The sequence below is a fragment of the Streptomyces sp. NPDC058683 genome, from assembly GCF_042716195.1.
In the GTDB taxonomy this organism is placed as follows: Bacteria; Actinomycetota; Actinomycetes; order Streptomycetales; family Streptomycetaceae; genus Streptomyces.
On sequence record NZ_JBHXSK010000085.1, the window covers coordinates 25367 to 32083 of the forward strand.

The following is a 6717-nucleotide window of genomic DNA, read 5'->3' on the forward strand; positions in this document are numbered from 1 at the left end:
CGGAGCGCACCAACTATCCGCTGGCCGTGTCGGTGGATGACATGAAGAGCGCCTTCGGGATCACCGTCGATGCGGTGGCACCGGGGGATCCGGATCTGGTGTCCGCGATGCTGCGCACAGCGATCGAAAACCTCGTCAAGGAACTGGAAGGCGACTCCGGGACGGCCTTGCGCGGGCTTGAGGTGCTGCCTCCGTCCAACCGCGAGCAGGTGGTGGTGGGTTGGAATGACACGGGTGTGGTGGTGGGGGATGTGTCGTGGCCGGTGTTGTTCGCGGAGCGGGTGGCGGCTGCGCCGGGTGTGGTGGCGGTGGTGTGTGGGGACGAGGAGGTGACGTACGGGGAGTTGGATGATCGTGCGTCGCGTCTGGCCGGGGTGTTGGTGGCGCGTGGGGTGGGGTTGGAGTCGGTCGTCGCGGTGGTGTTGGAGCGGTCGGTTGATCTGGTGGTGGCGTTGCTGGCGGTGTGGAAGGCGGGGGCTGCGTATCTGCCGGTTGATCCGTCGTATCCGGTGGACCGGGTCGGGTTCATGCTGGGGGATGCGGCTCCGGTGTGTGTGGTGACGGCTGGTGGTGTGGTGGGCGTCCTGCCGTCGGAGGCTGCGGTTGCGGTGGTGTGTGTGGATGATCCGGCTGTGGTGGCGGAGATGGCGGCCGTGGATCCGGCCGTGGCGCTCAGGTCGGTGTTGCCGGGTGGTGCGGCGTATGTGATGTACACGTCTGGGTCGACGGGTGTGCCGAAGGGGGTGGTGGTCACTCAGCGGGATGTTGTGGCGCTGACGATGGACCGGCGTTGGGGTGACGAGCCGGGGCGGGTGCTGGGGTATGCGCCGTATGCGTTCGACGCGTCGGTGTTTGAGCTGTGGGTGACGCTGGGGCGTGGTGGTTCGGTGGTGCTGGCGCCGTCGGGTGAGCTGGATGGTGGGGCGATCCGTTCGCTCGTCGAGGCGTACGGGTTGAGTCGTGTGCATGTGACGGCGGGGTTGTTGCGGGTGCTGGCGGATGAGGATCCGGGGTGCTTCGAGGGGCTGGTCGAGGTGCTCACCGGTGGGGATGTGGTGCCGGCGTTGTCGGTGGCGAGGGTGGTGGAGGCGTGTCCGGGTGTGGTGGTGCGGCATCTGTACGGGCCGACGGAGATCACGTTGTGTGCCACCCAGCATGCTGTTGTGGATGCCGGGGCGGTGGCGTCGGTGTTGCCGATCGGTCGGCCGATGGACAACACCTGTGTCTATCTCCTCGACCAGGGCTTGTTGCCTGTTCCGCCGGGGGTGGCGGGGGAGTTGTATGTGGCCGGTGCTGGGCTGGCCCGCGGTTACTGGGCTCAGTCGGGGTTGACGGCGGAGCGGTTCGTGGCGTGTCCGTTCGGGGCGCCGGGTGAGCGGATGTACCGGACCGGCGACCTCGCTCGTTGGACGGCTGATGGGCAGCTGGTGTTCGTGGGCCGGGCGGATGACCAGGTGAAGATTCGCGGGTTCCGGATCGAGCCCGCCGAGGTCGAGGCCGCTTTGGCGGCTCATCCGGGGGTGGCTCAGGCGGTCGTCGTTGCACGCGAGGACACGCCCGGTGACAAGCGGCTCATTGCCTACGTGGTGCCCGGGGACGCGGATGTTGCTGCTGCGGACCTTCGTGGCTTTGTGGCGCTGCGGTTGCCGGAGTACATGGTCCCGTCCGCGGTGGTCATGCTGGATGCGCTGCCGTTGTCGGTGAACGGGAAGGTGGACCGGGCGGAGCTTCCGGCGCCCGAGTACGCGGGGACTGGTGGCGGGCGCGGGCCTGCCACGGTGTCGGAAGAGATCGTGTGTGAGGTGTTCGCCGAGGTTCTTGGCGTGGAGCGGGTGGGGGTGGAGGACAACTTCTTCGAGCTCGGGGGGCATTCGCTGCTGGCGGTGTCGTTGGTGCAGCGGTTGCGTGAGCGCGGACTGAGCGTGTCGGTGCGGGTGTTGTTCGAGTCGCCGACGCCTGCGGCGCTCGCGGTGGTGGGGGCGGGTGCCGAGGTGGAGGTGCCGCCGAACGGTATTCCGGACGGTGCGGAGGTGATCACGCCGGAGATGCTGCCGCTGGTGGATCTGACCCCGGCGCAGGTGGAGTTGGTGTGTGCGTCGGTGGAGGGTGGGGCGGCGAACGTGGCGGATGTGTATCCGCTGGCCCCGTTGCAGGAGGGCATCTTCTTCCACCACCTGCTGGCGGAGCCCGGCGAGGCGGACGTGTACCTCGTACCGATGACGTTGGCTTTCGACGGCCGTGAGCGGCTGGACGCGTTCGTCGAGGCGTTGCAACGGGTGGTGGACCGGCACGACATCTACCGCACGGGGCTGGTGTGGGAGGGGCTGCCCGAGCCGGTGCAGGTGGTGCGGCGCCGCGCTGCTGTTCCGGTGACCGAGGTGGTGTTGTCCGAGGGTGGGGGTCCGGCGGCTGAGCTGTTGGCTGCGGCGGGTTCGTGGATGGACGTGCGTCAGGCGCCGTTGCTGCGGGTGCATGTGGCGCAGGAGCCGGACAGCGGCCGGTGGCTCGCGCTGGTGCAGGTGCATCATCTGCTCCAGGACCACACGGCACTGGACGTGGTCATGGGTGAGGTCGCGGCGTTCATGGCCGGGCGTGGGGATGAGTTGCCGGCTCCGCTGCCGTTCCGGGACTTCGTCGCCCAGGCCAGGCTCGGCGTCACCCGTCAGGAGCACGAGGAGTACTTCACCGGTCTGCTCGGCGACGTCACCGAGCCCACACTGCCATTCGGCCTGGCCGACACCCACGGTGACGGCACTGGTGTGCGGCGGGCGCGGTCGGCGATGGACGACGGTCTGGCAGAGCGGGTGCGGGAGCGGGCGCGCGTGCTGGGAACGAGCCCCGCGACGCTGTTCCATGTGGCGTGGGCGCGGGTGCTGGCGAGTCTGTCCGGGCGCTCGGACGTGGTGTTCGGGACGGTACTGCTCGGCCGGATGAACGCGGGCGTGGGCGCCGAGCGGGTTCCGGGGCCGTTCATGAACACCCTGCCGGTACGGGTGGACGTCGGGGAACTGGACGTTCTCGGTGCCGTGGAGGCGATGAGGTCCCAGCTGGCGGGTCTGCTGGTGCACGAGCACACACCCTTGGCCGTGGCACAGCAGGCCAGTGGTGTGCCCGCACCGACTCCCCTGTTCACTGCCCTGTTCAACTACCGGCACAGCGACCGTGCACGTTCGACGACAAGCCGGCCCGCCGAACCGACAGGGATAACGGTCCTGTCGGGTGAGGACCTGACGAACTATCCGGTGACGGTGTCGGTCGATGACTCCGGGTCGGGGTTCTGGGTGAGTGCTGATGCTGTTGCTCCGGGGGATCCGGAGTTGGTGTGTGGGTTGTTGGAGGTTGCGGTCGAGGGTGTGGTGGGGGCGTTGGAGGGTGCGGTGGAGATGCCGTTGGTCGAGGTTGAGGTGTTGTCGGGGGTGGAGTGGCGGCGGGTGGTGGAGGTGTGGAACGACACGGGTGTGGTGGTGGCGGGGGTGACGTTGGCGGAGTTGTTCGTGGCGCAGGTGGCGCGGACTCCGGGTGGGGTGGCGGTGGTGTGTGGTGGGGAGCGGTTGTCGTATGCGGAGTTGGATGATCGTGCGTCGCGTCTTGCGGGGGTGTTGGCGGCGCGTGGGGTGGGTGCGGAGTCGGTCGTCGCGGTGGTGCTGGAGCGGTCGGTCGATCTGGTGGTGGCGTTGCTGGCGGTGTTGAAGGCGGGGGGCGCCTATCTGCCGGTTGATCCGTCGTATCCGGTGGACCGGGTCGGGTTCATGCTGGCGGATGCTGCTCCGGTGTGTGTGGTGACGGCTGGTGGTGTGGTGCAGGTGCTGCCGTCGGACGGCGTGGTGCCGGTGGTGTGTGTGGATGACCCGGTTGTGGTGGCGGAGTTGGCGGCGGTGGATCCGGCCGTGGCGCTCGGTTCGGTGTCGCCTGGTGGTGCGGCGTATGTGATCTATACGTCGGGGTCGACGGGGGTGCCGAAGGGTGTGGTGGTGTCGCATGTGGGGATTGTGAACCGGTTGTTGTGGATGCAGGACCGGTTTGGGCTGGGGTCGGATGATGTGGTGTTGCAGAAGACGTCGGTGAGTTTTGACGTCTCGGTGTGGGAGGTGTTCTCGCCGCTGCTGGCGGGGGCCCGGTTGGTGCTGGCGCGGCCGGGTGGGCAGGGGGATCCGGTGTATTTGTCGGAGGTGATTCGTGCGGAGGGGGTGACGACGGTTCATTTCGTGCCGTCGATGTTGGATGCCTTTGTGGAGGGTGGGGTTCCGGGGGCGTGGGGGTCGTTGCGGCGGGTGGTGTGTTCGGGTGAGGCGTTGTCGGGGGTGTCGGCGGAGCGGTTTGCGCGGGTGTGTGGTGCGGAGTTGCATAACTTGTATGGGCCGACGGAGGTGTCGGTGGATTCGACGGCGTGGGTGTTCGGGGGTGGGTCGGGTCCGGTTCCGATTGGTGTGCCGGTGTGGAATACGCGGGTGTTTGTGCTTGATGGGTGGTTGCGGCCGGTGGCGCCGGGTGTGGTGGGGGAGTTGTTCCTTGCGGGGGATCAGTTGGCGCGGGGGTATCGGGGTCGTGCGGGGTTGACGGCGGAGCGGTTCGTGGCGTGTCCGTTCGGCACACCGGGTGAGCGGATGTACCGGACGGGAGATCTGGTCCGCTGGACGGCCGAGGGTCAGTTGGTGTTCGTGGGGCGGGCGGACGACCAGGTGAAGATCCGCGGCTTCCGCATCGAACCCGGCGAGATAGAGACCGTGCTCGCAGCTCACGCCCGGGTAACCCAGGCCGTGGTCGTCGCTCGTACCGACGCCACCGGCGACCAACGCCTCGTCGCCTACGTCATCCCGAACGGAGACCCTGACGAGGCGGACACGCACCTGCCCACCGAGCTGCGCCTGTTCGCGGGCCGACGGCTGCCGGAGTACATGGTGCCGTCAGCCGTGGTGGTACTGAACGAACTGCCCCTGACGGCGAACGGAAAGCTCGACCGGTCAGCCCTGCCGGCGCCCGGGTCCCGCCCCGCGAGCGCCACCCGTGAACCCTCCACAGAGGAGGAGCGGATCCTCTGCGAGGTCTTCGCCGACGTCTTCGGCCTGGAGCAGGTCGGTGTGGACGACAGCTTCTTCGACCTGGGCGGGCACTCACTGCTGGCCGTCCGGCTCGTCTCCCAGGTCCAGTTGCGGCTCGGGGTCGAGATAGGAGTGCGGGCCCTGTTCGAGGCACCGACTCCGGCTGCGCTGGCAACGCGGCTGGGAACCGAACGGAAACCTGATCGACCGGTACTGCGCCCCATGCGTAGAGAAGGTGAATCTCGATGATCCCCCTGTCGTTCGCACAGCGGCGCTTGTGGTTCCTGGCGCAACTGGAGGGACCGAGCCCGATCTACAACCTGCCGGTGGTGCTGCGGCTGGACGGTGCACTGGACATCGACGCGCTGCGGATGGCACTCGGGGACGTGGTCGTCCGGCACGAGGTCCTGCGCACCGTGCTCCCCGCTCGGGACGGGCAGCCGTTCCAGCAGGTGCTGGCACCCGAAGAGGTCGGTGAGGTGCTGCGGGTCGCCCACGCTGTCGAGGAGCAGGTGGCGGGGCTGGTGGCGGCCGAGGTGGGGCATGGGTTCGATCTGGCGGGGGAGATCCCGCTGCGGGCGCTGCTGGTCGAGACCGGTCCGGATGTGCATGTGCTGGTGGTGGTGGTGCATCACGTTGCGGGGGACGGCTGGTCGATGGGGCCGTTGGCCCGTGACATCTCCCGGGCGTATGCGGCGCGGCGTGAGGGGCATGCGCCGGGCTGGGAGCCGTTGCCGGTCCAGTACGCGGACTACACCCTGTGGCAGCGGGAGCTGCTGGGCAGTGAGGAGCAGCCGGGAAGCGTCCTGGCCCAGCAGGTGGCGTACTGGCGGGACAAGCTGGTGGGCGCGCCGCAGGAGCTTGTCCTCCCGGTGGACCACCTGCGCCCGACGACGGCATCGCACCGAGGCCACACAGTGGCTCTCGATGTGCCGGCCGATGTGCATGCCCAGCTGGCCGCGTTGGCGCGTGAGCGGGGCGTGACGCTGTTCATGGTGGTTCAGGCCGCGTTGGCGGTGCTCTTGTCGCGGCTGGGCGCGGGGGAGGACATTCCGATCGGCACGGCGGTGGCGGGACGGACCGATCCCGCATTGCATGATCTCGTCGGCTTTTTCGTCAACACGCTGGTGCTCCGCGCTGATCTGTCGGGTGACCCGACCTTCCTCGACTTGTTGGGGCAGGTGCGCGAGACCAGCCTGACCGCCCTTGAGCACCAGGACGTGCCCTTCGAACGGCTTGTGGAACTGCTGGCCCCGGACCGGTCGCTGTCTCGCCACCCGCTGTTCCAAGTCATGCTCAGCGTGCAGCACTTGGGTCAGGCGTCCCTCAAACTTGCCGGCCTGCGTGCCGAGGGGATGCTCACCGCCGACGGGACGATGACAGCCGGACTGCCGTCTCGGTTCGATCTAGAAGTGACGTTGAGCGAGGTCACTGATGATGCGGGTCGTCCGGTGGGGTTGCGGGGGTCCGTGATCGGTTCGGCGGATCTTTTCGAGGCGGGGACGGTCGGGTCGATCGCTGAGCGGTTGGTGCGAGTGTTGTCGGCGGTAGCCGTGGACCCGCTGGTGCGGGTGGGGCGGGTTGAGGTGCTGTCGGAGGTTGAGCGGGATCGGGTGGTGGTGGGTTGGAATGACACGGGTGTGGTGGTGGGGGATGTGTCGTGGCCGGTGTTGTTCGC

Annotated in this window: 2 protein-coding genes (1 of these 2 running past the window's edge); both read left to right on the forward strand. The window is 68.3% G+C overall.

Going from position 1 to position 6717, the window contains the following annotated elements:
- Window positions 1-5288: the end of a non-ribosomal peptide synthase/polyketide synthase gene (locus ACFWXC_RS50100; protein ID WP_384490499.1), read on the forward strand. The gene continues 25315 nt to the left of window position 1, outside the view; the window shows 5288 of its 30603 coding nt (coding positions 25316-30603); its start codon lies beyond the left edge, outside the window; the stop codon is at window positions 5286-5288.
- Window positions 5285-6717: condensation domain-containing protein (locus ACFWXC_RS50105; RefSeq protein WP_384490501.1), on the forward strand; the 1433-nt coding region annotated here is incomplete at its 3' end. The genes ACFWXC_RS50100 and ACFWXC_RS50105, both read left to right, overlap by 4 nt.